We start from the raw sequence: 26583 nt of genomic DNA, 5'->3' as shown, positions 1-26583 counted from the left end.
ACCCTAGGCAAATAATTAGTAGCAGATAGAACATTAATTCCCATAACATACTAAACAAATCTCAACATTAGGTTGTGTCATAGACACATTTAAACCTTAAAAAACTTGGGAAACCTTGAGTAAAGACTCAAAATAGATATATGATGTCAGATTGAGCTTAAAGCTAATAAGCACATTGACTATTAAATCAAGGAAAGTGAAAATGGGACTTAGCGATATTCTCTTGAATGAAAACCACAGAGAAACTTTTGTTGATGACTGTGTAAAGTTGATAGACCAACAAGTTGCTGCAGCGTCAGGATTGGGTGGTATGGCTCTTAAAGCTGCCTACTCTACTGTCAAGGGGATACGGGCTGACTATTGCGCCCAAGTCGTCGATCAACTTCTGCCAGAAATCTCGATCGCACTCGATCCGATGTGGACTGAAGCCGTAAACAATGGCAACCCAGTCGAATATTTTGCTCAAAGAAAAGGTGAAGTAGCAGACGAATTGCTCCAGATAAGTGACAAAAGGGTCGAGAAAAGCACAAGAGGGATGGTTAAAGGCGCCTATGCCAAACTCCGCCCCTCAGCTAAGACTTACGTAGAAAAGGGAGTACCGGATTTAGCCCAAATTATTAATAAACATAGTGCGGCCTGATAAGTGAGCAACGGCTAAAAAACAGGATACCCAGATACCCGGCTTCTTCCAGAAATCGGGTATCTACAATCAGACTTATTCGTAAGTTTGTAGCTAAGAGGGAGAGTCCTAATTTTATGCTTATCCATTGCCAATTACCCACTGATTTGCAGCCAATATTTTCAACATCGCCTGTCCGGTAATTCCCAACCCCAAAAACATTACAAACATCGCACTAATCGCCGGCAGAAATTTGACTGCTGTTATCTGTTTTGGCAGTTTATTAAAACTACGTTTGGCATAAACTAAAATCAATCCGATCGCACTCAGCACCAAAGCCAATCCCAAACTAAAGGCTACCACCAGCGTCATTCCCAAACCAACATTGCCCAAAGCCGACGCGCTCAACAGCATCACCAAAGCGGAAGGACAAGGCAACAAACCGCCGGAAATTCCCAATGCTAATAAGCTTTTCCAAGTAATAGCAGAACCGTCAGCACCGGGAGGCAAATGCGAATGAATCCGGCCGTCTCCGTGATGGTGGTAGTGGTGAGATATATCGGGTTTTACAGGCTTAAATTCTCGCTCCCAACTTCCTCTACTCAAAAGATTTACTGGTTCTTCACATTCGGCAGTAAAGACTTTAGTCCTTAGCAACCAGTTTTTATTATTAAAAATTTTACTTTTGATTTTTTTGACAATTTCATTCCTCACTACCAACCTTGTTTTGATTTTTGATAATAGTAAGTTAAGCCCGATGAAGGCTACTAATAAACCTGAGATTAAACTCAGCCAAAGATCTAATTTTTCTGGATCAATTAAGTTAGAAGCAAACAAAGTAATTCCGCCCACCGCAAACACGCCGGCCGTGTGAGTAATTGTAGTCGTCGCTGCTAGAAATAAAGCGTGTATCGGAGTAGCCCGCGAACCCACTAAATAAGCGCCGACTATAGTTTTTCCGTGTCCGGGCGACATCGCGTGCACGCATCCCCAAGCAAATGCTCCCGCTACTGCGAGCAGCAAACTCCAACCCGAATCCCAGATAGATTCCTTTCCTGCTAACAAAAACTCCCGGTTTTGTGGCGTAAATACAAAGCTTTTTACAGCACCGGCTTGTACAATCGTAGCTTGGCAGCTAGCTGTCGGAACTTCGGGCAAAAACAGATTGTAATTAATACGCAATTTCTCTGGTTGGGAGATGGAAACAGAGTCAGGTAAACGGGGGGTTTTATCTTGAGAAGGTGCGGGCCAGATGTAGTTTAAGATTAAGGTGCTGTGGGTATTCGGCTGCTGGATTAAGCTGGCGGTTTTAGCTGCTATTTCTAGCGGTTTTACTGCTACGGTGCCTTGAATGTTGCTACTGTTGGTGAGGCGGATTTGTTGGCTGAAAAACTTTTCTAGCTGTGTTTTGTGGCTGCGAACTTCAGCAGGTTGTAGCTGGCTGTCTCGATTGTCGTCGGCGAAGTTTGTTAAGCCGGTTGGGAATGTTAATGTTATTTCGGTTTGCAAATCGTTGACTACTATTTCTGCTACGGATAAGTCTGACCAGTGCGAGTAAACTGGTCTGGTTGAGGTTGTTAGTGAGAATGAAAGTGTTAGAAAAAATAGGATGAATAATTTTGATATTCGGTTAAGTTTGTACGGCATAAAGACCTGTTTAGTTAGTATTTTTTGGATGAATTATTTGTTTTTGTTGTGCATTTTCCGGCGCGCTTACCCGCAAGCCCGCCGGGGATTGAAATCCCCGTCTCATAGCGAAAGTCGGTTGAAACCGACTAAAAGATTTTCTACTTTTTATTCAAATCTTTTAGTTCTATGCAAGAGGACTTAAGCTTTTAGCCAGGAGTTTCAACCCCTGGCGGATTGACGGAATAGCGAACTTGGCAGGATGGCTGCTATTAGTTAATCTCAAAATTCATAACTTCCCAAGCCCAATGCTTGGCGGGATCGATCGTCAAAACTCGGGTCAATTTCCTTGGACTTTTGAAAATAAGCGCGAGATTCGGTATCCTTTCCTAAAGTCCGGGCGATCGCACCAGCCCGGTAAAACATCCCCGCATCCCGAATCCCCGATCGTATTATTTCGGCCATCACTCGATCGGCCTTTTGCCATTCCCCAGCACTCGAAAGCGCCCAAGCCAAAGTATCCAGCGTCACCGCATCCCGCCGAATTTTCACCTCCTCCTGCATTAACGCCAACGCTTCCGCAACATCCTGCGATCGACCTTTTTCCAGCAGCAAAGTTGCCAAATCCCTGCGGTGGCCAAAACCGGTAGATCCAGAAACCTGTTCCTGTCGCAGCCCAGCTTCTGCTTTGTCCCGAAGTCGCCGGGATTCGATCGCATCTCCCTCGAACTCTTTAACTCTCGCCATACCGCGATCGACAATGCGATCGAACACAGTCGCAACCCCACCAGAATACGCAGAAACCTTGCTGTAATAGCCTTCCGCCTCGCGATAATTGCCCTGCCGCGTCTCCAAATCCGCCAAATAAATCAGCGCCAGCGGGTATCGCGGCACCAACCGCAGCGCCTCCAAAAACAGCGCTTTCGCCTGCACAAACTGCCCGCGACGCGCGTAAAATCGACCCAAGAGCGATCGGGCCCGCGCCGAACCAGCAACCTCTCCCGGTTCCTCCGCCGCCATTGCTTGGCGGTAATCCTGCAAAACCTCAGCATCTCGGCCCTGAGACTCTCTCACTAAAGCTCTTAAAGTGAGAGAACCCAAGTTAGGAATCCGGTTAACTAAGGCTTCTGCGGCTGCATTTGCCTCGCTCACTTTACCCGTGGCTAAGTGAGATGTAACTGAAAGGGCGATCGCATCTTCATTGTCAGAACCCACCTGTTTAGCAAAGCGCAAAGCAGTAGCAAAATCATGTCTGGCCTCGGCAATTCGAGCTAAAACTAACAGCGCACCTTTGTTGTCAAAAGGCAAATCGGCGATCGACCTTTGAGCCGCTTGTTCTGCCAATAAAAACCAACCTCCCTCCCCAGTAGCGCGAGCCATTTTCAAATAAGATCCCGCCAGCGCCGCCCGGTTCAAACCGCTGCGGGAATCAACAGCCAATCGCTGCTGGTAAAAAGCAATCTCTTGCTCAATTGCTTCCTTTTGATTGGGATTATTTCTCAAACTTTCCGAGAAATGATAGCGGTAATTAGTATCTAGATTTTTGGGGTTTTTGTTAGGAAAATTATCGGAAATAAAACGCAAATTAGGAGATAAATTTACTACTACTATTCCAACTAAAGGAACCACTATCAGCAGCCACCACCCGAAAACATCCGATTTTATTCCTTGTCCTATTTTTGTTTTCATACATCCGCGTTAATCAGCGTTCATCTGCGGTTAAAAAAAGCATCTCCGATCAGTCATTAGCCACTAAGCAATGACTAATGACTAAGGATTAATGACTAATTAGGCAAAGCCAAATAAGGAAAAGTCGGTTCTAAAGGTTTGTGTCCCTGAGCCGGATTTCCCGGAGTTCCGTTATATGAAACGTTATCGCCAACCGGAGAACCCACCAAAGCTCCCAGAGTGATATCAATAACGTCGTCCATCAGCATACGACCTCCGATCAAACTTCCTTGAGCATTTGTAGCGCTAGCGTAGCCGCTGGTTTTTGTGGTATCGATCCGCATGACATCGGGTAAGAAAGCTCCAGCGATCGCATTTGGATCGACGTTATCCTTGCCGTCCAAAAGATCCACAGCATTCAGGGTAGCAACAGCTTCCTGCCGCACCGGAGCAGCAGCAGCGCTCAAATCCGATCTCGGAGGAATATTATTGAATGCTTCCAGATAAGCGGGAGTAACTATCAAACCCTCATTAATTGCAGGTCTCGCCAAACGCTCGAATTGTTTGAAACCGCCAGCTCCATCGCGAATCGAAACTGTTGACCAAACATCAAAAACATTCGCCCCAGTTCCTGCTTGCAAAAACGCTTTCGGAACGCGCACGGCAATTGTATTGACGTTGTAACCTTTAGTAAAGTCGATAGCTTGGTTGGGTTGCTTGAAACCTACTTTCGGCCCCGTTCCTAAAGCCCCAGCGCGGACTCGGAAAAATTGTTCCACATCAAAGAAAAACGGGTCTTCCCGCAAACCGGCAAATACAGTCAAGTTAGAACCGCCCACAGGTACTGTATTCAAAACAGCATTAGAATTCAGCGGAGTTGTGGCAATTAACCCGCCGTTAACTGTAGTCTTAGTAGTTGTCTCCGAGCCACCGCGAACAACCGTTACAGCTACCGCTTGCATACCTTGATTGTTAGGCGGGCTGAAGGCAAACCGCAAGATAATATCAGAGCGTCCAGTAGGTGTAGAATTCACGTCACCTACCTGGGTGATGTGAAATTGGTAGAGGGCTGTAGTGCTGAAATAATATTGATAACGGGCAACAGACCTGGGATTTGAATTCATGGTAAATACTACATCCCCGTCCGCAGCACCGGAGTTTTGGTCTTTTTCGCGATATACGTACAGGTCAGTTAAATTTACAGCGCGACCTTTGATATCTACTTCGCCGTCGTCGTGGTCGGAAGCGACAATTATCCCTGGAGTTAATAGAGCAATTAGAGCTACTTCAATAGCTAGTATGGTTCGGCGAATTTTTTTTGTGAGCTTCACAATTAGCACCTTTATTTCAATGAATTTTTTGCACAAATCAATGGCAAATACCCCGCAGTCGCGGGTTTTACTTTTGTAGCAACAGGTTGAAATCTGTCAACCTGTGGCGTTTTTGCGCTGTTGCTGAGCCTTCTCCTATTGGTGGTATACGAAGGTTTGGCAATTTTGGATCTGTGCTGCCAGACTAATTTATGTAAAAAAGTGTGTTATTGAGGATTTACTCGTTCCCGGACTCTGCTTGGGAATGCCCGATCCGAGACAGAGCCTCATTCGATCTAGTGGAACCAGAGCATCGCTTATATGGGTTCCCAGGCTCTGCTTGGCAGCGAGCATTCCCAAGCTTAGGAACGATTAAATGGCCCTGGTTTGACTGTTCAGGCTGAGCGCATTTCTTCTTTCTGCATCAAGCGGATTGTTAAGTCTCAAAAAAATTACTAATCAGGTGGTAAAATTCAAGATAACTTGGGATTTTAAAAATTCAAAGCACGACAAAATTAGCCTGAAAAGGCATACTCCAGGTTGTACCTCAGACTTCAAACTTACAATTATGTTCTGTAGTGATATACGCCGAAATTTTAATTTTGGATCTGTGCCGTCAAAACAAAAATTTTGGGTACACTGAAATGACAGGCCAGAAGTCAGGCGATGAATCGCTGCTTTTAGTGCAGATTGCCCAGAAAGACCAAACGGCATTAGCTAAACTTTACGATCGCTACGGTCGCCCAAGTTACGCTCTCGCTTACAAAATTCTGGGTTCGGTAGAAGAAGCTGAAGAAGTTGTACTCGATGTTTTTTCCCAAATTTGGCAAAAAGCAGCAACTTACGATCCTTCTCGCAGTCGAGCAGATACCTGGTTGTTCATGCTTACGCGCAGTCGTTCCCTCGATCGCCTGCGAGCGATGCAGCGAACAGTTCGGGCTGCTGAAGCTTGTCTGGAAGATGCGAAAATACCCATCTCTAGCGTTGCAGAACCGATGGAAGATGCAATGTTTAAAGAACGCAGCGAACAAGTCAAAGCAGCCTTAGAAAAACTGCCAAAAGAACAGCAAGAGGCGATCGAACTCGCCTACTACCAAGGGCTGACTTGCACGGCGATCGCAGCTAAAACTGGTATCCCGACAGGTACAATCAAAACCAGAATTCGATTGGGTATTTCCAAATTGCGTCAAGCTTTGAGCGAACAATTTTTTTAGACTGTCAAAAAACTTAAATTTTGTTTTTTAACAATCTAAAATTCTACCATTTCCCATCATCTATCTTGAGTGCGAGGGCAGCCGACCAATCTCAAATTTAAAATCAACTTAGGCTGAATTACAATTAATGGCGGAAAACAGATGGAAATGATGCCAGACGAGGAGTATAAAATCCTTGCAGCCCTTCAAGCTCTCGATACCCTCGACGAGTCAGAACGCGGCGCATTTGCAGAGAAATTGAAAGAGTCCGCAGAACTGACAAGTGAATTAGCAGCTTTTGAAGCGGCAATTGCCGCGATCGCCTACACAGCCCTCCCAGTTCCCGTCCCACCCGACCTCAAAAACCGCCTGTTCCAGCGCATAGCCGAACAGCAGCCAACCCCGACAGAATCAGTCAATTTAAAGCCCATTGTGACCTGCCCAACGGAAAACAATGCTCCCTCTTTAATCGTGCGATCGCACGAGGTCAAATGGCAATCTTATAAAGTTCCGGGAGTTTCGTTCGGCAAGCTTTACATTGACAAAAAAAAGCGCGAACTTACCTGCTTGATGCGACTAGAACCTGGAGTAACATTTCCCCTGCACCGACACGCTGCCTCGGAGGAAGTGCTTGTATTAGAAGGAGACTTAATTGTAGAAGGGGAAATTTGCCATCAAGGCGACTACATTCGATCGGTTCCCGGTTCCACACATTCGCCCCTCACACGAGGGGGATGTTTGCTGTTAATGAAAACTTCCCTAGACAACGAAATGTTCGTCTGATATTATGTCGGTTGATTTCCCTGCAATGATTTCTTTTCGCTTAGTCGGGGCTGGTTTATGTATGCCGATTTTTAGTAGAAATTATAGAGGGTTGCTGAAACTAGCCTTTCCAAGTATTTCGGTTAATTTACCGGACACGCTCTAACTCAATAACGCCATATTGCTCCGCATTATGCGGTTAAAAATTCCCAATATATCACGTAATTCCCATGCTAAAACACTCCTGTTTAACTGCTGTTCTGTCCGCCGTTATTATACAATTTGTACCCAGCAACCAAAGCGCGATCGCCCAAGAACGCGAAGGATGTTTTCTTGTTAATTCAGCGGGCGAAGTAATTAACTTAAATTTGTTGTGTTCGCCTCAAGAATCCGACATTAAGCTGACAGGAAACGATGGGAAATTTCTCGAAGACTACAAACGCTTAGCAAAAAGCTACTCTCCCGAAGCAACGGACAATTTACTGCAAGCAATCCAAAGGGCGCCCGGTCAAAAAATTGCGGCCGCTAAAAGAATGTGTGCGGAAGCAAAATCTGGAGTTTCTCTGCCGGAAGTTAAATTAAAAGCGATCGGGCAAGCTGCCAGTATCGACAATCCAAGTCTCAAAGAAAGTTTTCTCGCCGATGCCGATATTATTACCACCCTTGCCGCCAATCATTATTGCCCGGAATTAGCCAGTAAGTAATATCATGAAATCTGTAGGGACATGGTAAGGCATATTAGTGTCAACTTAAGCTTTTAGTCCGCCATTCCTCCCGTTCACCCGGCATTCCGCCAGGGAATGAATTCCCTGTCTCATAGCTAAAGTCCTCTGAAGAGGACTAATAAGAATAAGTTTAAAAGTATTTTTCTCAGTCCTATGCAAGAGGACTTTCGCTTTGAGGTAGGGGTTTCAAGCGCTGCGAGACTGAGGGTTTAACGTGTTTGTTGACACGCCTTGGGTAAGGCTGCATCTCAGTTTGGATTTTACAGGAGTGCAAGGACGATCGCACTCCTAAAAAACCCTTTTTACAAAACTGAGATTCTCCCACGGTAATACGGCGTCTTCACTTGCAGCTACAATATGAATTGTCCTCTTGTCGCGCAACGATTAATGAAATTACCGGACATGAGATGAAACATTTAAAATCAAGTTCCGCCGACTTGCGGGATTTATTCAAAGATAGCATTACAGTTAAATACCTCGCGGAACCGTTGAAATCTGTCCCAGCTTGCGATGATGCAGCCAAATTGCGATCGTGGATGGAAGCCCGCGATTTTGACGTGATCGGGATCGAAGAAAACGGCACGGTTTGCGGCTATGTAGAACGATCGCACTTAGGTAAAGGCAGGTGCAGCGACTACCAGCAAATTTTTCACCCCTCACAATTAATCGCCGCCGCCACTCCTTTGATGGAATTGCTGCCGCTGTTGCGAGAAAAACCGAGATTATTTGTATTGGAAAGCAACAGGATCAACGGGATTGTTACCTGTGGCGATTTGCAAAAAGCACCGGTTCGGATGCTGCTGTTTGGATTAGTGACGCTTTTGGAAATGAATTTATTGCGGATCGTGCGGATTTATTTTCCCCAAGATTCTTGGCAGAAATTGCTGAAAGCCGATCGCATCTTAGCAGCAAAACACCTTTGGGAATTGGGGCGATCGCGAAATGAAGCAATTGACTTAATCGATTACCTGCAATTCTGCGACAAGCGAGATTTAATCCTGACTTCTGCTGAAATAGTCGATCGGCTGGGGCTCAAATCCAAACGCTATGGGGAGCGTTTTTTAAAGTCAGCAGAAGCATTGAGAAACAAATTAGCTCACGCTCAAGATTTAATTAACGGCTCTTCTTGGCCGGAAGTGATTTTTTTGGCTCAGGAAATAGAAGCGCTTTTGCAGCGTTGCGAAGAAATTGAAATGGCCACACCTCATGAAGCAGAGAGCATTTAATCTTAGTCTCTTAGAGAGAGATTTTGTTTGTTGAGTCCCCATTTTAATTGCCTATTTTGATACAGGAAGGTGCGCCGAAGCGCACCCTACATTTAGTTTTTAATTTTTAGTTTCCTGTTAGTATACTGAGGAACCCAACCTTGAGCAGTGGTGTAATACTGCAAGGCTTTCAAGTACAGAGACGGAGTGAGATAAAACCAATGTTCGGTATTGGCAGGAACTTTAATGTATTCTTCAGCTTGCAGCATTAATTGTACCTGAAAGCCGTTAGAATACACAAACCCAAAAACGCATTCCCCAGCTAAAATGTGAAGAACTTCTGCATCTGTGTGGGTATGAGTGCGATCGCTTTGAGTCATCAGCGCGTAAATCTGCTGCGAACCTGGATGCAGCACTTTTAAGTCGCACCACCGATATCCGCTGGCGCGCTTGAACTGTTCAAACTCGCTATTAAAGGCTGCGAGAATCTGCTGTTTTTCTGTAACATTGAGAATGTCTTGAACGAGCAGTTCTTGAAACGCCGGATTTTCGTTTGTGGGCAGGGAATCGATCTCAATATTTAAAACTGCCAGTTGACTCGCGATCGCCCGGATATCCGTATATGTTCTACCGTCTTCTAGTTGCAGAACAGCCATATTACCACCTAATGTGTTGAGCTTTGAGGGAAATTTAGTTTCCATTTTTAAGCTGCTGTTTTAAGCTTTCGTCAAAAACTAAACTCCTGCTTATTTCCAATAATAGCCGATCGCTAAAATCCTATATCTACCTTCACAATCATCAAAGAATTACCAAACATGAGATGATTTGTTGAGTTATTTAAGTTTTATTTCTAATTCTCAGAGTCTGGCTGGGAATGCAGATCCATAGGATGTGGCTATTTTTTAGGGTTCGATGTTTAAACGGGCGATCGGTAAAACAGCGCCTACAGCATGAAAAGACAGAAACACAGGCTCAATCTATAAAATTCCGGTCAGATTAGCTTACAATACAAGACTAAACCTCAAAATTACGGCGCAGCCTAATTGCTGCTACTTTTATGTCTCTACCTATAGTTGCTATTATTGGACGCCCCAATGTAGGCAAATCGACGATCGTCAACCGTTTAGCCAACACCCAAGACGCGATCGTCCACGACGAACCAGGAATCACGCGCGATCGCACTTACAGACCAGCATACTGGGGCGATCGAGAATATCAAGTCGTAGACACCGGCGGGCTAGTATTCGACGACGAAACAGAATTTCTGCCTTTAATTCGCGAACAAGCAATGGCGGCCCTCGCAGAAGCCAGCGCAGCCATTTTCGTAGTAGACGGAAAAACCGGACTCACCGGTGGCGACGAAGCGATCGCATCTTGGCTGCGACTGCAAAAAGTCCCCGTCATTCTCGCCGTCAACAAGTGCGAATCGGAAAATACAGGACTCACCCAAGCAGCAGACTTTTGGCAATTGGGACTAGGAGAACCTTACCCAATTTCAGGCATTCACGGCAACGGCACCGGCGAATTGCTTGACAAATTAATTACTTACCTTCCCACAGAAGTATTACCAGAAGTTGAGGAAATTAAAGTAGCCATTATCGGTCGTCCCAACGTCGGCAAATCGAGTTTGTTAAACGCATTTCTCGGAGAAAATCGCGCCATAGTCAGCCCGATTTCCGGCACAACCCGCGACGCGATCGACACCTTAGTAGAACGGAACGGTAAAACCTACCGCCTGATCGACACAGCAGGAATCCGCAAAAAGAAAAACGTCGAATACGGCGCAGAATTTTTCGGGATCAACCGCGCTTTCAAAGCCATCCGCCGCGCCAACGTCATACTGTTAGTAATTGACGCAATTGACGGCGTTACGGATCAAGACCAAAAATTAGCCGATCGCATCAGCCAAGAAGGTCGCGCTTGCATCATAGTCGTCAACAAATGGGATGCCGTAGAAAAAGACTCCGACACCATCTACGAGTACGAAAGAGAAGTAAGAACCAGACTTTATTTCCTCGACTGGGCAGAAATGATTTTTGTTAGCGCCATGACTGGACAGCGAGTTGAAAAAATCATTGAATTAGTAGACAAAGCCTCCGACGAACACAAGCGCCGCGTCACTACCGCCGTGATTAACGAAGTCATAGAAGAAGCCACAAGCTGGCACTCAGCCCCAGTTACCCGCCAAGGAAAACAAGGCAAAATCTATTACGGTACTCAAGTGCGATCGCAGCCACCGACAATCGCCCTATTTGTCAACGATCCCAAACGCTTCACCGAAAATTACCGCCGCTACATGGAAAGCCAATTCCGCAAACACCTAGGCTTTACCGGTACACCAATGCGACTACTTTGGAGAGGCAAAAAAGTTCGTGCCACAGAAATGAGTACAACAAACAGAGCACTGCGCGTCAAGTAATTTTAGATTTTAGATTTTAGATTGAAGAAAAAAGGCGGTTATATGATATAATCGCTTGCCAATTACAGCAAATTTTTTAATCTAAAATCTAAATATCCGATGAACGAACAAGAGTTTAAACAAAGAACGAAGCAGCTAGCATTAAGAGTGATTAAGTTAGTAAGTTCACTGCCCAAAAATACCGTTTCTGAGGTAATTGGCAAGCAGTTAATTCGTTGAGGAACTTCTGTCGGGGCTAACTATCGAGCAGCTTGTCGCGCTAGGTCAACAGCAGACTTAATTGCCAAACTCAGAATAGTGGAAGAAGAAGCAGATGAATGTCTTTACTGGATGGAGCTGATAGTTGAAGCTAAATTAGTAGAGGTCGCTAGTTTTAGGAGTATCATGTCAGAAACAAATGAAATTTTAGCGATGACAGTTGCCTCCATCAAAACTTTAATTGCTAAAAACCCAACAGCAAATCGCAAATAAAAAAATCTCAAATTTCCACAAAAATTGCCAAGTTAAAATCAAAGAATCCCAACCCTCAATCAAAGAATCATAAATTAAACAATCAAACAATCCCCAATCAAACAATCAAACAATCAAACAATCCCCAATCTAAAATCTAAAATCTAAAATCTAAAATATCAAGATGGATTTACTTCGATCGCTCCCTATTGGACTTTATCTAGAACAACCCGTAACCTGGCTTCACCGGCTAGACTCCCGCGTAAAACTAGCCTGGTTGATGACATTTCTGATTGCGCCAATACTCGCCAATCCCATCTGGCGCTTGATGCTAGTAGGAATGTTAATCGTACTGACACTAACTGCAGCAATTCCCTTGCGGGTGTGGAAACAGCAAATGGGAATGCTGCTGCTATTCTGCATTTTAGTATTTTGCCTCAGCGCGATCGCCCCCGACGGACTCCCCTCAGAGCACCAGCCCCGCATCCCCGCCGACGAATTAACCTTTTCCCAACAGCCCGCAACTCTTCCACCCCCGCCCCAACCAAAACCCTGGTACAAACCTTTTAATTTAGGCTCAAACTCTCCAATCCCCACTTCCAAAGCCCAAAGCCCAAATCAACTCCCCCAACCCACAAACTACCGTTACGTTTTATTCAAACAAGGTCCGATTAAAATCACCCGCAAATCCCTAGATTTAGCTATCAACGTCAGCACCCTATTTTTTACAGTAATTTACAGCACCAACCTCTACCTTCTCACCACAGCCAGCGAAGAAATCACCGCCGCGATTGAAAACTTAATGCAGCCTCTGCGCCGCTTGAACTGGCCTGTTACCGAAATAGCCTTAACATTAACTTTATCTTTGCGATTCATTCCCCTAGTATTGGAAGAAATACAAAATTTAGTGCGATCGGTCAGCACTAGAGCCATAAACTGGAAAAAACTAGGATTTCGCCGCGCCGCTCAAGTTTGGTTGATGATAGCCGAGCGGCTGTTAGAAAACTTGCTCCTGCGAGCTGAACAAATAGCCAGCGCCATGAAAGTTCGTGGCTTCACCAGTCCCGATCGACACCGTGTAGAATGGCACCAGTTGCAATTGAAAATCCGAGACTGGATCGCCCTCGGCTGCTTGCTCCTCCTCTGGAGCGCGCGCTTGGTTTGGGGTTGGGACAGTTAAGATTTTAGATTTTAGATTGATTGATTGATTAGATTTGAGATTGAAGAATTGGGAAGGACTGATTCGAGCGGGGTTTGGAGTACGGGCCTAAATTTGAGTAAGTTTTGTCTGGTGCGCGACAGTCCTGCTAAAGTAATGGAGAAAAATATTTAGAGAACCAAGACCTTGAACATCTATCTTGGGACAGATATCGTATATGTTCCGCGCATACAAGCCGCATTAGACCGGTTTGGCGATCGCTTCCTCGAAAAAGTTTACACGCCCGCCGAACAAAGGGATTGTAGGTCACTAAATTCTCAACACAGCAGCATTAAAGGTAAAATGAATCGAGTTTCCTGCAACCAACTAGCAGGGCGCTGGGCAGCAAAAGAAGCCGTTGTCAAAGCTCTAGGGACGGGATGGCGGGGAATACGGTATGCAGATGTGGAAATTCGGCGCTCCGAAAACGGTGCTCCCAACGTGCAACTCCACGGAACCGCAGCAGCACAAGCCTCTGTTTGGGGAAATTGCCAGTGGCAATTGAGCCTCAGCCATGACGGAGACTATTGCACGGCTACGGCTATCGCTCTTTGTATCCCGCCGTCAAACAACGCCGTCGGGCGATCGAGCGAAACTAAAATCTAAAATCTAAATCTTTAATCTAAAATTGATCGATTGTGAGCGTGAATGACTACCGAAACTTACCTGAATCATCCAAACTTTGGCCTCCTCTTCAGGGTATCCCAGGTTGAAGACAGCCAAGAATTATTTACCACCCTATACGCCCAGCGCCTGTTTTTTTTGGTGACAAACGGCCCAGGCGGGCTGAGATTTGAACCAATCAGCCGCTCCGACGCTCGCCTCATGGTCGAAATTCGCCTGCGAACCCTGCGTCGCAGCGGTCAATATCAGGAGTACGACCAATTGCAAACCATTCACCAGCGAACATTTCAATAAAGAAAATCAGTAACTTGGTAATAGGTAACTGTCTTAATTTTCCTTCCCTCCAGTTCCCAGCATTGAGTACCCATGACCATTGCCTCTCGAATTCACAGCATTCGCCAACACTTGCCCGAATCAGTGCGGTTAATTGCCGTTACCAAACAGGTACCGACTGATGCTATCCGCGAAGCATACGACGCCGGTATCCGGGATTTTGGCGAGAGTAAGGTTCAAGAGGCTGCCGAAAAACAAAGCCAACTGCAAGATTTACCTGATATCAACTGGCACTTGATCGGCCACTTGCAAGCCAACAAAGCCGCCAAAGCCCTAGAGCACTTCCAGTGGATTCATTCTCTAGACAATTTAAAAATTGCTCAGCGACTTTCGCGCTTGGCGGGCCAACAGTCGAGCTCTCCCCAAGTCTGCCTGCAAGTCAAAATGTTGCCCGACCCGGACAAATACGGCTGGAGCGTTCCAGAACTGCTTGCCGACCTTCCAGAACTCAACAAATGTCAGCATATCAAAATTCAAGGTTTGATGACAATTCCTCCGCTGGGATTAGATGACTCGCAAATCCTAGAATTATTTAACAGCACCCGCGAACTTGCACAGAAAATCCAGCAGCAAAACTTGCCCTGCATTCAAATGCAGCAGCTCTCGATGGGGATGTCGGGAGATTATCATTTGGCAATTCAAGCAGGTGCTACTATGGTACGGCTAGGACAAACCTTATTTGGCTCTAGGAGGGGATAAGTAATTGAAATCTTCTGATAAAGACAATTTGGGTTAAATATAGAATAGTCAGCCACCCGCGACTAACGCGCAACGCGAGTATAGTCGGGGCAGCAAAGTCGTGAAGGAGCGTGAATCATGAATATTTTTTCTAAACTGCGAGATTTTGTAGGCATCAACAATGAGCCTGAGTACGATGACGTGTACGACGAAACGGAAGGGGAGCGCTATCAGAACTTCTACCAAGCGCCTGAACCCAACGCCGCTGCCGTAGCAGCAGCCGAAGAAGAACGTCGTCAAAATCGTAGAATGCGAGAGCGGTCAGTAGTAGGATCGACAGGTATGGATGTCGTTGCACCAACCGGCGGAGTAGGGTCAGTAATGAATAACGTGATAGGAATGCCTGGAGCTATGAACGGGATTTCGGAAGTAGTAGTAATGGAGCCGCGCACTTTTGAAGAGATGCCGGCAGCAATTCGAGCTCTTAAGGAACGGAAGTCTGTGGTTTTGAACCTGACGGTGATGGACCCAGACCAAGCGCAAAGAGCTGTGGACTTTGTGGCGGGCGGTACTTATGCCCTTGACGGTCATCAAGAGCGAATTGGCGAAAGTATTTTCTTGTTTACGCCTAGCTGCGTGCAGGTGAGAACTCAGTCTGGTGTGGTTCACGAAGTGCCTCCTGCTCAAGGACGGCCTCGTGCTGCTGCTCCTGCACCGACAGTCTGGCCGGCCGAACAAGCTCCCATCGCTCAGTAGTTAGTAGTTAGTAGTCAGTTGACAGTGGTGAGCAGTCAGTAGTCAGTAGTCAGTAGTTAGTAATCAGTAGTCAATAGTTAACAACTAATAACTGTGGAATAAACACTGCGGATTAATAACATTAGCTAACAACTAAGTAACCAATGACAACTGACAACTGACAACTGACAACTGATAACTCAAAAGTGACAAGTGACTAATGACTAACATAAAATTTGGTACGATCGGCGGCGGGGTAATGGGAGAAGCTCTTTTATCCCGCTTAATTGCACAAAAAGTTTATTTGCCTTCAGAAATATTGGTGAGCGAGCCAGGGGTAAAGCGCCGCGAGTTTTTGACTAACAAATACGGGATTGGAACAACAGCCAGCAATCTAGAAGTTGCTGCAGCTACAGAAGTGCTGTTTTTGGCGATTAAACCGCAAGTTTTTGATACGGTAGCTTTGGAATTGGCCGTGGCAGGCGATCGCAAACAGGGAAATAATGGAGAAACGGCTAATTCCCAGCCAGAAGCACTGGTAGTGTCGATTTTGGCAGGAGTGCCACTGAGCAAGCTAGAACCAGCTTTTCCCGGGCGGGGAGTGCTGCGGGTGATGCCGAATACTCCGGCGACGGTGGGGGCGGGAATGAGCGCGATCGCTCCGGGAAAACTCGTGCAACCGGCTGATTTAGAATTAGTAAAGCGCATCTTTCAGGCCGTAGGAGAAGTGGTAGAAGTACCTGAGAGTATGCTCGATGCGGTGACTGGGCTTTCGGGTTCCGGGCCTGGTTATGTAGCAATTTTGATAGAGGCCTTGACAGATGGGGGGGTTTGTGCTGGTTTGCCACGGGCGATCGCCTCTCAATTAGCTTTGCAAACAGTATTCGGTACAGCGAAACTGTTGCAAGAAACAGGAATGCACCCTGCAGAATTGAAAGATCGAGTTACGAGTCCCGGTGGCACAACTATTGCCGGAATTGCTAAATTAGAGAGTAACGGCTTTCGTTCGGCACTGATCGAAGCAGTGAAAGCAGCTTCTTTGCGTTCTCAAGAATTAGGGAAATAAGTCAGGAATGACGCACAGAAACAATCAAAAATGAGTTCAATCGCATTTTAAACCTGCCGCTTTTGCTGTCGGATACTTGACGGGAACAAAAGCTACACCGAATTGTTCTTTTCGACACTTGACAATATGCACCAATTCGCTGGGGGGATTTTTGCGATCGCCATTCTTTCCAAACTGAATAGTTCCTGTTCCTCCTTCCACAATAAAATTCGCAAGAGAAAGCGTTTTTTGCATTCCTTCGCGGCTGGGCTGCTGCTGCATTTCCATTGCCTTAATCAGTGCAATAGTTGCATCGTAAGCTAAGGCGGTATCGGTATTTACCGTTCCTCCCCACAACTTTTTAGCTTGTTGAGGAAATTTTTTATTAACACTGCTTAAGGGATGCCAGGGGACAGACACGATTAGTTTTTCAAAAGATTTTAACTGGGATACGGCTTCCAAAGTTCTCCACTTGTAGAGTACCCAAATTCCGGCTATCCAATTGCGATCGCGGTTGGCTTTAACCATTGCGATAGCGTTATTTAATGAATTAGTAATTTGACCGTCTGGAGATAACACGATCGCAGTTTCCCCTGTGCGCTGGATTTGATTTAAAGCTGTTTGGGCGTTGAATTCATTTTTGGATAAATCAAAGTCGCGAATTCTGACTATTTTTGCTTTTTTGTCATCTTGAAACTGCCGTTTGAAAGCTTGTGTAAAATAAGAACCAGACGAACTGCCTGGATTGTATAAAACTGTCGCTTGATATTTGCCTACCGATCGCAGATACTTTGCTAAACTTTGAGCAGCAAACCGACTCGAATAGGATGTGCGAAAGAAAATTTTTCGATCCTTTTCTGTCAGTTCTTCCGTTGTGCTTCCCGGAGAAATCAAAACCAGGTTATTTTGGTCATAAATATCTACTGCTGATAGGGTAATTTCGCTGGCATAGTGACCTACCACTCCTAAAATATCCGGCTGTTTAACCAGTGCATTTGCTGTTTTAATGGCCTCTGTTTTGAGATTCGCATCGTCAGCAATGATGACTCTCAGGCCTTTTTCGTTAATAGCTTTGGCGTCGAGAAAGCTTTGACCGGGAAAGCTGTTATTCCTCTCATTAGCAGCGCTTAATCCTAAATTAACTTGTGTTTGGGCTTGGGCCACGCCGCGCAAAATTTCTTTTGCCGAATCTGCATTAATTATAGAACCATCCTGAGTTCTCAGGATGGGAACCGCAACAGCAATTGTGTAATAATCAGCATTTTTAGCCTTCAGCAAAGCATTGTTCATGTAAATTAAAGTTTCGGGATCGATGCTGTCTTCTTCGTTCCAGGATTTTTTGAATAAATCAAAAGCAGATTGATAATTAGATTGGGCAAATTCCTCAACTCCCTTTTGCTTTAACCGAGGTGAAGAAGTTTTTACTAGGATTTCTTCGCCGCAACTCACAGCATCTCCTTGGATTAAAGGACAAGTTTTAGGTGTAATTGTGCGTAAAAAAATAGGGGCTGCCAGTCCCGCTGTCATTCCCGCAACTGCCAATGGCAACAAGCCAAAGATCGATCGAGAAAACAGCCTGCGTTTCGGTGGTGGTGAATGCAGTCCTGTTAGCGCTCGCAAATCCTGTAACACTTCAGCAGCGGATTGATAGCGATCGTTAAAGTGGTAGCGCACCATCTTATTTAAAACTTTTTTTAGCTTGTCGCTAATTTGTACCATCGGGCGATCGTCAGTGGAGTAATGCCAGACGAGTTCGCCAGTTTTTTGATGGTTGAAAAAATCTGCAATATCTAAACCTGCGATCGCTTGAATCCCGATGATTCCCACAGCATAGATATCGCTGTTAAATCTTGGCTGATTTTTCCACTGTTCCGCCGGCATATAACCCTCAGTACCGATGACGCGAGTTTGAGTTATTTGACCGCCCTGAATCGCCAAATTGCTAATACCTTTGACTGCCCCAAAGTCAATCACGGCAATTTTGCCGGAGCGGTTGCACCGGATTAAGTTTGACGGTTTAATATCGCGGTGAATAATATGTTTTTTGTGGACGCAATCTAAAACTTCTAAAATATCCTGCAATAAATCAATAACTTCTGATTCCCTAAACTGCCTGCCTGAACCGATCTCGTTGTTCAGCGGATTTCCTGCAATATATTCTTGAATTAAGTAAAATCTTCCCTGTTCTTGAAAGTGCTCGATTAACCTGGGAATGCGCGAGCACTGTTCCAGAGATATCAGGGATTCAGCTTCTGTTTCAAATTGCACCTGTGCCCTGTGCAAAACATCGGGATCTTTCGATGGAGGAGGCCCAATTTCCTTGACGACGCACAGGGGATTTTCGGGGTAGCCTAAAGCGTCGTTAGCCGTATAGGTTCTGGCAAATCCTCCCTCACCTAATTGACCGATAATTTGGTAGCGATCGCGCAGAATATCCCCTGGATTCAGACACATAAATTGTTTTATTTTCTCGACTCGCTGCACCCCTTGGTGTTGATTTTACCACAAATATGACTTTTATGAACTCAAAGTTATGACTTTTATGAACTCAAAGCTATGAATTTATGAATTGACTTTGAGAACTGCTTATTTAATCATCTTGACATCTGAGATTTTACGCGGAAATTTTTTATGGCTTTAAAACCCGATCCGTCAGAACAGCTGCGATTAATTGGCGACAATACATCCGAAGTCGTTACTTTGTCGATCGCAGATGCAACTAATTTTCCTTTGGGAGGTTGGATGCTAGGAGGTGACGATCTAGTCACCGGCTCAACAGCTAATGATTTGATATCGGGCAATGAAGGGGAAGATATTATCAGCGGGGAGTTGGGCAACGATTCTTTATTTGGAGGAAAAGGAATAGATCTACTTGAAGGAAATGAGGGAAATGACTCTCTCAGCGGCGGTCAAGATGCAGATTTGCTTACGGGTGATGCGGGAAACGATATTCTCTTGGGCGGTAGAGGCAATGATTTCTTAGCCAGCGGTAACGGAAATGACACTCTGGTGGGAGGTTTGGGTCGCGACTTTTTAGCCGCCTTGAATGAAAATAATTCAATCAAAATCGGGGGCAGCAACTTGTACGTCCTCCAAGCAGAACCCGGAGTTACAGATGTCAATAATGCCGATGCTATTGCCGGTTTCAGAGTAGGTGGCGATCGAATTGGATTGGCAGGCGGTTTGACTGCTAGCGATGTAGACTTGCAATACGTGACAAACGTGACACTCTTATTGGGGTTTGATGCACCAGAAAGTTTCAATCAAGTTTTCGCGCCCGGTGTATTCGATCCTCAACCGATACAGAGTCAAGGCACTCTAATTAAAGTTAGGAATTCCGGCGACATAGTAGGCTTTGTGGCAAATGTAAGTGTGGCTGAGATTCAAGGGAGTATTATCTCTGCTCGGGGATTCTAAGCTGTATAATGCGCTGCAATGCCTCCTGCAAAAGCTTAAATCGAAGATTGGACAGAGAAATGGTCGTCTGCAACCAGCGGTATAACAATACTAATTATCGATCGCTAGCTGCTGTTTCCAATTTTTCTCCAATCCTCGGTTCCGTACCATTCAACAGACGCTGAATATTGCTCCGGTGCCGCACAATTACAAATACGCCGCCAGCCAGTCCAAACAATACATAAGCCAGCGGCTGATGTAAAACAAACATCAATCCAGCCACGCTAATTGCCCCGATAATCGAACTTAAAGAAACAATTCGCGATACCGCAAATACTATCCCGAAAATTCCGAAAGTTCCCAAACCAACTGGCCAGTACAAACCCAGCAAAACTCCCAAACTCGTCGCCACCGATTTACCGCCGGTAAACCCCAGCCAGATTGATTTGCTGTGGCCCAAAACGGCAGAGAAACCCGCCAAAGTTGCCATCCAAGGGAGGACAGTTGCAGTATTTTCTAAACCGGCTGCGGTTGCTAGCTGGCTGGTAAAAGTGAGAGAGTAAATATAGCGGATTAGGACGATCGCACTTACCCCCTTCAACACATCAACCAGCAACACCCCCAACCCCGGCCACTTCCCCAAAGTCCTCAGTACGTTAGTCGCACCCGTCGAACCCGAACCAACCTGTCGAATATCAATTCCCAGCATCCATTTCCCCAAGGCGTACCCCGTCGGAATCGAACCCAGCAGATAAGCTGCTATTAGCAGTGCGCCATTTAAAATTATCCAGCTAGTCATTTTTTACTTTGAGATTTTGTGTACTTTTAAAATTTGCCACCTTTCCCCTAGCATAATTGCTAATTGCTAATTACTAATTAGCAAGCAATTAGCAATTAGCAATTAGCCAATCAAAAATCCTTAGCAGCCATTAAAGTTTGCGGATCGGCAGCAAATGCCAGCCATAACGGAAATTGCAGGATTGACAAACTAATTAAATCCTCAGTTTCATCAATGACAATTAGTGGCAATTTGCCATCTTTCACCAGTCGATCGGCTTTTTGAGCCAAAGCCTCCGCAGACTCAAACATAATAATCCCCCGTTCTGGGCCAAAATCGCTGCGAGTAATGCCCAAACAGTCCTGCAGACCCCGCCGCCACTCTCCCAAACGTTCGGGACTGTTGGCGAGTACCAAAGTCCGCACCCGTCCGCCGTATACACTTCTGAGTACAGAAATAATAGTCGAAGTAATCAAGATATTTTGCAAGCGCGAACCCATAGTCCGCAAAGCACCCCTTCCTCCTTGGGTGAAAAACCAGTTAGAAACTCGTTCCGCGTGGATGGGTTCAAAAGTGCGGCGAAGTTGCCAAGGCGGGCCGTAGTAGTCCGGGAGAGTGCGGTATTGATCGAGGGTGCGGCGAATTTGTTTGGCTTGTTCTTGAAATCCCTGTTCGGCAAATTTGGGATTTACTGGTGCTGAGGATTGAGACTCCTCAGCAGGAATTTGCTTGGGTGTCTCTTGCACTGGTGGCGTCAAATCTAAGAGTTCGGCGGTGGCGGCCAAATCCTGCAAACTGCCTACTAGATAATCTTTAAAACCCTGGACTCGAATGGCCAAATCTTGGGAAACGCCGGCAAAAGTTGTGCGCATTTCCTTTTGAATTCGATCGCGCCGGCGTTCGAGTTTTTCTACTTCGATTTGTAGCGCTTGTTTGCGCTGATCTAATTGAATCAAGCCGTCTTGTACCAAACGCCCGATCGATGCTTGAGCCTGGCCCAACGCTTCTATAGCATTGGCTTTGTCGGCTTCCAAGGCTGCAATTTTTTCAGTCAAATTTTGTTCTTGCTGCTGCAATTCTTTCACTCTCTCTGCCAACTGTTCGGTAACATTTTCTGATAAGCGCGTTACCGTGTCTGCGGTTGCTGCTGGCGGGGAGTCGCTGGGAGGATCGATTTGAGCGATCAGATTTTCTGATTCGCGATCGTCGGTGTTGGGTGGAATTTGGGCGAGTGCGCCTGCTTCGTCCACGAATTGGGCGATTTCGGCATCTTCCTCGCCCAGCGGCAGGTCTGTTTCGCCCGGGAGTTGGGCGGCGGACTCCTGAAGCTCGATCGACAAATCCAGTGAATGAGATGGAAGTTGGTACTCCGTCTCATTCACGGGTAAATCGACTTCGCCGTCACCGCTTGGGGCGGCTGGTTGTGATTGCGGTTCTTGGGTTGGAGATTCGTCTGAATTCATGGGAAATTTTGTTCGGCGTGGGCATGGAAAAGTTAAAAATTTAAAATTAACAACTTTTTTAGTCTTGACGGGGACAGCGCTGTTCTAAGCAGGTCTGTAGCATTTTACGATCGAACAGAACCGGCAGAAAGTGAATGCTGTTAATTTCTTTGAAATAAAACAAAATCGGCACAGCGGGCCAAAATATCCGCCAATTTTGCCATTCTCGGTAAGGAAAGCGGCGGATTAAGTTGGACTTTCGATAAATGTCCAAATCTGTTGGGGTAAATTGCAGCCGGAGGGTGGCGGCTTGGTACATCAGAAACAATCCGAACACAGAAAGCGGCAAACTCACCCACTTCTGAACAAACAGCAGCGGTACGGCCGCCAGTACCAAGACTAGGGGAATCGCATAACTCGGAGCGAGTTCGATCGTACTTGTCGGCGCAGTCGAAGAGGCAGTGGTATTCACGGGTTTAAATCAAGGGTAGTAAACGAATGTTGCCGATTATTCATATTTTATATGTTTCCTAGCTTACAAGCCTTTGAGTACGCTAGAGCCCGTCCCCTGAAACATCAGCCAAGTCAGGAAAAAGTTCACAATAAAAATAGCCAGTAAAGCCGTCACTACCGCCGTAGTAGTCGATTGACCGACGCCTTTTGCCCCGCCGGTGGTGGTCAAACCCCAGCTAGTGCCGATTACAGCAATCAAGCCACCGAATACAAAAGCCTTAATTGCCGCGCTGCAAATATCCCACAGACTCAGGAAATTGCGGACTGATTCTAAAAACACGCTTTGAGAGATGCCGTACATTGTCGTAGCAATCAGCAGTCCGCCGACGATGCCGGTGACGAGACACATGATGGTTAAAATAGGCAGCATCAAGCAGCAAGCAAGGACGCGGGGAATTACTAAATAGTCGATCGGGTCTGTTCTGAGCATCAGCAGGGCATCTATCTGTTCTGTTACCTGCATCGTGCCGATTTCCGCTGCAAAAGCCGAACCTACCCGTCCCGTCACGATGACGGCTGTTAAGACGGGGCCGAGTTCGCGAGTCAAAGACAAAGCCAAAACGCCACCGACGACATTGCCGGCACCGAGGTTAATAAACTCCCTCGCTACCTGAATAGTAAATACCATGCCGACAAAACCCGCAGTCAGCAAAGCAATCAGCAGAGATTCCGGGCCGACTGCTGCCATTTGGTCGAGGGTGTTACGGCGGTGAATTTTGCCCTTCAGCAAGTGCAGCATGACTTGGCCGCCCAATAAAATTGCTGCCAGCAACCGCTGACTCCACAAACTGAGGCTCGATGGTGTAGTTGTGCTCAAGGGATTTCGAGTGTAGAACAACTGCCAAAAATGAAATCTATCTACAAATCTTAAACAACTTTCTTCTCTAAGATTTAAGATTTTTGACATAATTGGCCGCTGAGGGCGATCGCTGCCTATCGTAGAAAAGGACAAGTTTTGTTTGCTTGTACCTTTCGGCAGTTTAGCTGAATTTACTGACTCTTATGAGCATTTTTCCCAATTTTCTTCGCTCTCTACTGCTGACCAGCCTGTTGAGCTTTGTCGCCCCCTTATTGTTAATCGGTGCGGGATTGACTAGCTTTTCGCTGATCGGCTTCGTCCCTGCTCTCCAAGGAGTTGGTCGTTCTGGAGAAGACCTGATTTTGCAGTTCTTAGCTACTTTCGGCAGCGGCTGTCCCCTCCAGGGTTTTTTAGTGATCGGCCTAACTTTTGGTTTGGTGGGTGCTTTGTTTGATACCTACGCTTCTTATCAGCATTCGCGGTGGAGTTAATCGAATCTTCGATTTTAGATTCTTAGATGGGAATTCCTGCCTCGAATCTAAAATCTAAAATTGCTGGGTTCGGGTTGGCTCGGATACCCGCACCGGGGATGATTTTACAATACCGATCGCGAATGTTCGGAAATGCGATCGCCCTTTTTGCGGAAAACCGACTCCCCCTATTTCAGGAGCTGGAATATATTAAATACAGGTTGAGTCAAGTGTTTCTCAACCATCAAAACTTCAGATAGTCGAGGTATTAGTTATGGCACTTATTCGTTGGGAACCTTTGCGGGAAATGGACTCCTTGCAACGAGAAATGAATCGGTTGTTTGATAGCTTGTCACCGGCAACAGATCGCGCATCTAACGGTGTTGCTTTTCTACCCGCCGCCGAACTCGATGAAACTCCCGAAGCCATCCACCTTAAGTTAGAAGTTCCGGGCATGGAAGCTAAGGATTTGGACGTACAAGTAACCGCAGAAGCTGTTGCTATTAGCGGCGAACGCCGTCAAGAAACTAAGAGTGAAGATAAAGGAATGACTCGCTCTGAGTTCCGTTACGGTTCGTTCCGCCGCGTGATTCCCCTACCCGCACGGGTTCAAAATGACAGCGTAGAAGCTGAGTACAAAAATGGAGTTTTGCACCTGAATTTGCCTAAAGCGGAAGCAGAAAAGAACCGCGTCGTGAAAGTTCAAATTGGCGGCTAATAATTGTTTCCTACTTTAGTTAGTTTTAGTTAATTAGTAGGGGGTCCAAGGCCCCCCTATTTGTTTTGGAAATTGATTATTGGTCATTGGGAATTGATAATTGGGCCTTGCGAGTTTGAGGAATGATTCTTCCTTCTTCCTTCCATCCGTTACATCCTCAGAAAGCGAATCCGTTGGCGAACTTCCTTGTTCCGATTCTTCAACCGTGCTAAACTCCAATAAGCAATGGTTGGTGAGGAGACTTGCGTGCCGAGTCAGGGAGTGGGAGAAAATGGAATTGCATCTGAGTTTGGAGACTTAACCGGGATGACTCGCCAAGAAGTCGATGATTTTTTGCGCGGATTGGGTGCAGAAATCAGAACTACTAGAGAGGGTTATGTTGCATATAAATTTTTTGATAAGTCAAAAGTAATGATCCGTCCTAACGGTGAAGTTATTAGAACGCCTGCACCGAAATATGGATCAGATGGAAGAAATATCAACAAAGGTTTGCGTCTCCATAGAAATGGTCATTTATTGCAGACGCGAGACAAATTGGGTAATTTAATTCCAGGTACTCACAATACGGGAAAAAATTAAATGAGTGATTGGAAGGATGACTATAAATTGCTTGGATTGGGTGGTTTTACATCTTTAATCACAAATGTCAAAGTATCTTTATGTGGAAACGAAGTATTAATTGAATGCGTCTACAATCCAGAAGAAAGATTGCCTTATATCCTGGCATTCAAAGGCTGTCGCGATATCAGTTGGACTCTACACGATGAAGAGGCTGTTGGCGAACTGGAAGCTGAATTCTTCGGAATTTCATTGGGCGAGCCGGAACACCGCAAGCCGGCGGTGATTACTACAGACATTTTTGAAATTTCAATTTTGTACGGCAGTTTTAGCATTCAAAAGGGAGAAAACCTAAATGCTGAAGTGGCAGATTCAGAAACAGAGGATTGGGCTATCACAATTGCCAGCAGCAGTATTGTAGAAATTGTCAACCCCCACGCGGTTAAATTGCCAAGCCGTTAGTAATATTATGTCGTGTAAAATAACTATTACAGTCATGGACGCACTCCGACTCCTCGAAACTGGGTTTTTTACCTAATCTGCGGGTTTTAACGAAGTATTTTCGTAAAATACCCGGTTTCTGGCCCCCCATGGGTAAGTCCTATATTATTAGGTTTGTAGTGAGGAGTGAAGTCCTTATCAAAAATGTGAGGATTGAAGTCCTGATTACAAAATAATTACCAATTTTTCAAAAAAGACAGTAGGTATTGTTGTCCGCCTCAGTTTACGATACTTAATAGAACTTTTTTCCCAGATGAGGTAAAACACAATGCCTGATATTGTTGATATTGCCGTAGGTGCGGGTTCGTTCCAAACCCTGGTAACGGCGGTGCAAGTAGCTAATTTAGTAGACGCGCTCAAAAGTCCGGGCCCTTTTACTGTCTTTGCACCCAATGACGATGCTTTTGCGAAATTGCCACCGGGAACTATCACAACCCTAGTGCAGAACGTTCCCCAACTGACTAGGATTTTGATGTTTCATGTCGTCTCCGGTAAGTTTATGAAAGCTGATTTGGCAAAACTCGGCTTTGTTACTTCCTTAGAAGGTTCGCCGATTAAAATTGATTGTTCTGACGGTTTTGAGGTGAAAAATGCTACAGTTGTCGCTGCGGATATCGAAGCTGATAACGGTGTGATCCATGTGATCGATAACGTAATTTTAATGGGATAATTTCGCCGTTTAATCTCGCTGCGGGAGCCAAGGAGGTGCTTTGCGGTGCCGCTTTGCTCCCGATCTCGCCCTTGTTTTTTATCGGTTGAAGGTAATTTCAATATAAAAAAGTTGTCTTTTCGGCGGATGTATTTTAAGATGATTGTTT

General features: G+C 45.7%; 28 protein-coding genes and 1 pseudogene. 20 read left to right on the top strand and 9 right to left on the bottom strand.

Annotation, left to right across the window (positions count from 1 at the left end; genetic code table 11):
- The first annotated feature begins 202 nt into the window (after nt 1–202).
- Complete coding sequence (locus tag QUA45_RS06400) at nt 203–640, top strand: DUF6918 family protein (protein WP_333040283.1); 438 nt, start codon at nt 203–205, stop codon at nt 638–640.
- A 120-nt stretch (nt 641–760) separates the two neighbouring features.
- Here QUA45_RS06400 and QUA45_RS06395 read toward each other — a convergent pair whose 3' ends face one another.
- The 3 genes from QUA45_RS06395 to QUA45_RS06385 form a co-directional block, all read right to left on the bottom strand.
- The gene (locus tag QUA45_RS06395) at nt 761–2266 is read right to left on the bottom strand and encodes a HoxN/HupN/NixA family nickel/cobalt transporter (RefSeq protein WP_333219984.1); all 1506 of its coding nucleotides are present in this window, start codon (nt 2264–2266) and stop codon (nt 761–763) included.
- A 261-nt stretch (nt 2267–2527) separates the two neighbouring features.
- Nucleotides 2528–3934 (bottom strand): hypothetical protein, encoded by a 1407-nt coding sequence (locus QUA45_RS06390; RefSeq protein WP_333219983.1) that lies wholly within the window; start codon nt 3932–3934, stop codon nt 2528–2530.
- Nucleotides 3935–4029: 95 nt separating this feature from the next.
- Complete coding sequence (locus QUA45_RS06385) at nt 4030–5244, bottom strand: DUF4331 domain-containing protein (protein WP_333219981.1); 1215 nt, start codon at nt 5242–5244, stop codon at nt 4030–4032.
- Between the two features lie 623 nt (nt 5245–5867).
- Here QUA45_RS06385 and QUA45_RS06380 point away from each other — a divergent pair.
- From QUA45_RS06380 to QUA45_RS06365, 4 genes are all read left to right on the top strand, one after another.
- Nucleotides 5868–6437: a sigma-70 family RNA polymerase sigma factor gene (locus QUA45_RS06380; RefSeq protein WP_333098499.1), complete on the top strand. Its 570-nt coding sequence runs from the start codon at nt 5868–5870 to the stop codon at nt 6435–6437.
- A 147-nt stretch (nt 6438–6584) separates the two neighbouring features.
- Nucleotides 6585–7199 (top strand): cupin domain-containing protein, encoded by a 615-nt coding sequence (locus QUA45_RS06375; RefSeq protein ID WP_333171961.1) that lies wholly within the window; start codon nt 6585–6587, stop codon nt 7197–7199.
- A gap of 209 nt (nt 7200–7408) precedes the next feature.
- Nucleotides 7409–7882, top strand: coding sequence for a DUF732 domain-containing protein (locus tag QUA45_RS06370; RefSeq protein ID WP_333171963.1), 474 nt, complete (start codon nt 7409–7411; stop codon nt 7880–7882).
- A 428-nt stretch (nt 7883–8310) separates the two neighbouring features.
- Nucleotides 8311–9129: a hypothetical protein gene (locus tag QUA45_RS06365; RefSeq protein ID WP_333171965.1), complete on the top strand. Its 819-nt coding sequence runs from the start codon at nt 8311–8313 to the stop codon at nt 9127–9129.
- A 92-nt stretch (nt 9130–9221) separates the two neighbouring features.
- On the opposite strand, the gene QUA45_RS06360 is transcribed toward QUA45_RS06365, so the two are convergent.
- Nucleotides 9222–9809, bottom strand: coding sequence for an acireductone dioxygenase (locus tag QUA45_RS06360; RefSeq protein WP_333171966.1), 588 nt, complete (start codon nt 9807–9809; stop codon nt 9222–9224).
- 356 nt (nt 9810–10165) lie between these two features.
- Between QUA45_RS06360 and der the strand changes: the two genes are divergently transcribed.
- The 8 genes and pseudogenes from der (at nt 10166) to proC (ending at nt 16611) form a co-directional block, all read left to right on the top strand.
- A complete protein-coding gene (der, locus tag QUA45_RS06355; RefSeq protein WP_333219979.1) occupies nt 10166–11527 on the top strand; it encodes a ribosome biogenesis GTPase Der in 1362 nt (453 codons plus the stop codon).
- A 231-nt stretch (nt 11528–11758) separates the two neighbouring features.
- Nucleotides 11759–11998 (top strand): annotated as a pseudogene (locus tag QUA45_RS06350) (four helix bundle protein); the annotation flags it as partial.
- Nucleotides 11999–12161: 163 nt separating this feature from the next.
- A complete protein-coding gene (locus QUA45_RS06345) occupies nt 12162–13157 on the top strand; it encodes a CbiQ family ECF transporter T component (protein ID WP_333098491.1) in 996 nt (331 codons plus the stop codon).
- Nucleotides 13158–13322: 165 nt separating this feature from the next.
- A complete protein-coding gene (gene acpS, locus QUA45_RS06340; RefSeq protein WP_333163097.1) occupies nt 13323–13781 on the top strand; it encodes a holo-ACP synthase in 459 nt (152 codons plus the stop codon).
- 42 nt (nt 13782–13823) lie between these two features.
- Nucleotides 13824–14093 (top strand): transcriptional coactivator PipX, encoded by a 270-nt coding sequence (pipX, locus tag QUA45_RS06335; protein WP_006634205.1) that lies wholly within the window; start codon nt 13824–13826, stop codon nt 14091–14093.
- A gap of 72 nt (nt 14094–14165) precedes the next feature.
- Complete coding sequence (locus QUA45_RS06330) at nt 14166–14831, top strand: YggS family pyridoxal phosphate-dependent enzyme (protein ID WP_333219977.1); 666 nt, start codon at nt 14166–14168, stop codon at nt 14829–14831.
- 117 nt (nt 14832–14948) lie between these two features.
- Nucleotides 14949–15566 (top strand): cell division protein SepF, encoded by a 618-nt coding sequence (locus QUA45_RS06325; RefSeq protein ID WP_333065646.1) that lies wholly within the window; start codon nt 14949–14951, stop codon nt 15564–15566.
- 199 nt (nt 15567–15765) lie between these two features.
- Nucleotides 15766–16611 carry a pyrroline-5-carboxylate reductase gene (proC, locus tag QUA45_RS06320; RefSeq protein WP_333073056.1) on the top strand — a complete coding sequence of 282 codons (846 nt, stop codon included), beginning with the start codon at nt 15766–15768 and terminating at the stop codon, nt 16609–16611.
- A gap of 36 nt (nt 16612–16647) precedes the next feature.
- On the opposite strand, the gene QUA45_RS06315 is transcribed toward proC, so the two are convergent.
- On the bottom strand, nt 16648–19044 hold the full coding sequence (locus QUA45_RS06315; RefSeq protein WP_333219975.1) for a bifunctional serine/threonine-protein kinase/ABC transporter substrate-binding protein: 2397 nt from the start codon (nt 19042–19044) through the stop codon (nt 16648–16650).
- 177 nt (nt 19045–19221) lie between these two features.
- Here QUA45_RS06315 and QUA45_RS06310 point away from each other — a divergent pair, with 177 nt between their 5' ends.
- Nucleotides 19222–20007 carry a calcium-binding protein gene (locus tag QUA45_RS06310; RefSeq protein ID WP_333219974.1) on the top strand — a complete coding sequence of 262 codons (786 nt, stop codon included), beginning with the start codon at nt 19222–19224 and terminating at the stop codon, nt 20005–20007.
- A gap of 94 nt (nt 20008–20101) precedes the next feature.
- Here the strand turns inward: QUA45_RS06310 and plsY are convergent, their stop codons facing one another.
- The 4 genes from plsY to QUA45_RS06290 all read right to left on the bottom strand — a co-directional run bounded on the left by plsY (nt 20102) and on the right by QUA45_RS06290 (nt 23536).
- Nucleotides 20102–20785 carry a glycerol-3-phosphate 1-O-acyltransferase PlsY gene (plsY, locus tag QUA45_RS06305; RefSeq protein ID WP_333219971.1) on the bottom strand — a complete coding sequence of 228 codons (684 nt, stop codon included), beginning with the start codon at nt 20783–20785 and terminating at the stop codon, nt 20102–20104.
- A gap of 110 nt (nt 20786–20895) precedes the next feature.
- Nucleotides 20896–22227: a DUF3086 domain-containing protein gene (locus QUA45_RS06300; RefSeq protein ID WP_333219969.1), complete on the bottom strand. Its 1332-nt coding sequence runs from the start codon at nt 22225–22227 to the stop codon at nt 20896–20898.
- A gap of 58 nt (nt 22228–22285) precedes the next feature.
- Entirely contained in the window at nt 22286–22678 is a 393-nt protein-coding gene (locus QUA45_RS06295) for a DUF3119 family protein (RefSeq protein WP_333098475.1), read from the bottom strand.
- A 63-nt stretch (nt 22679–22741) separates the two neighbouring features.
- Nucleotides 22742–23536: an MlaE family lipid ABC transporter permease subunit gene (locus QUA45_RS06290; RefSeq protein ID WP_333098473.1), complete on the bottom strand. Its 795-nt coding sequence runs from the start codon at nt 23534–23536 to the stop codon at nt 22742–22744.
- Nucleotides 23537–23721: 185 nt separating this feature from the next.
- On the opposite strand from QUA45_RS06290, the gene QUA45_RS06285 reads away from it, so the two are divergent.
- From QUA45_RS06285 to QUA45_RS06260, 6 genes are all read left to right on the top strand, one after another.
- A complete protein-coding gene (locus tag QUA45_RS06285) occupies nt 23722–24009 on the top strand; it encodes a hypothetical protein (protein ID WP_333098472.1) in 288 nt (95 codons plus the stop codon).
- A 26-nt stretch (nt 24010–24035) separates the two neighbouring features.
- The gene (locus QUA45_RS06280; RefSeq protein ID WP_333098471.1) at nt 24036–24248 is read left to right on the top strand and encodes a hypothetical protein; all 213 of its coding nucleotides are present in this window, start codon (nt 24036–24038) and stop codon (nt 24246–24248) included.
- 14 nt (nt 24249–24262) lie between these two features.
- Entirely contained in the window at nt 24263–24706 is a 444-nt protein-coding gene (locus tag QUA45_RS06275) for an Hsp20/alpha crystallin family protein (protein ID WP_333098469.1), read from the top strand.
- Between the two features lie 261 nt (nt 24707–24967).
- A complete protein-coding gene (locus tag QUA45_RS06270; protein WP_333219968.1) occupies nt 24968–25285 on the top strand; it encodes a hypothetical protein in 318 nt (105 codons plus the stop codon).
- Complete coding sequence (locus tag QUA45_RS06265; protein WP_333219967.1) at nt 25286–25726, top strand: hypothetical protein; 441 nt, start codon at nt 25286–25288, stop codon at nt 25724–25726.
- A 307-nt stretch (nt 25727–26033) separates the two neighbouring features.
- Nucleotides 26034–26435 (top strand): fasciclin domain-containing protein, encoded by a 402-nt coding sequence (locus tag QUA45_RS06260; protein WP_015178455.1) that lies wholly within the window; start codon nt 26034–26036, stop codon nt 26433–26435.
- Nucleotides 26436–26583: the final 148 nt, after the last annotated feature.

The organism is Microcoleus sp. Pol12A5 (genome assembly GCF_036701435.1).
Taxonomy (GTDB): Bacteria; Cyanobacteriota; Cyanobacteriia; order Cyanobacteriales; family Microcoleaceae; genus Microcoleus.
Note: the sequence above shows the minus strand (reverse complement) of the source record. Positions and strands in the feature narration are given on the sequence as shown.